The organism is Dellaglioa sp. CoH-57-MRSF-20, from assembly GCF_056781955.1.
In genome coordinates this window covers 1-674 of sequence record NZ_JBXAXV010000050.1, presented here as the reverse complement: position 1 = coordinate 674, position 674 = coordinate 1, and the positions used below count along the sequence as shown (strand labels likewise).

General features: G+C 50.3%; 1 protein-coding gene. It reads right to left on the bottom strand.

The annotated features are described in order from the left end of the window. Nucleotides 1–224: 224 nt before the first annotated feature. A partial coding sequence (locus AC1RPN_RS08030; RefSeq protein ID WP_481763685.1) for a DUF3310 domain-containing protein occupies nucleotides 225–674 on the bottom strand: 450 nt, incomplete at its 5' end.

The following is a 674-nucleotide window of genomic DNA, read 5'->3' as shown; positions in this document are numbered from 1 at the left end:
CGCTACACCCACCGAATCGTCAAATTCTGTGAGAGGAAGATACGGAGCCAGATACACGCGGAAATCTTCAATGTCGGTGGACAGTCCACTAAGTTCTGCTGTTAGGCTTTCGCGCAACTACTCAAGCTGAGAGACCGGTGCTGTTACAGGACCTTCGTAGTGGTTCTGTGTAGATTCACCCACTAGTCCGTAGGTGCCTCCTGCCTTCAACGCGTCCTTTACCATCAGAGTGTTTCCTTCAGTTGACGAAGACACACAAGTGCATCTTCAAGATTTTCGTAGTACTCACGGATTGTGCAACCCTCAAATACCAGAGAATAAAAATCCGATGCGATTGGCACAGTCTCCATCGTGAGGAACTTGTGAGCACGTGCAAAATCCTGCTCACTGAACTCGACGTTACTGTTCATCGTGTCAAGGACGCGCGACGGGTAGGACTCCAGCATAAGCTTGATACGATCGAGCTCACGCGACGTATACCAGATTGCCTTGTCCAAGTCTTGCGCGGCCTTTCCCTTCTCACCACGACGCGCCACATACTTCACGGCGTTGCCAGTGTTGAACGGCATCAGCTCCACAAGATCAATTATCTCGATTCCAGACGGATGGGAGTTGTAGTGTGTCGGGTGATTAACGTGTTCGTAGTCCGGATGATTTACATCGACCTTCTTCAC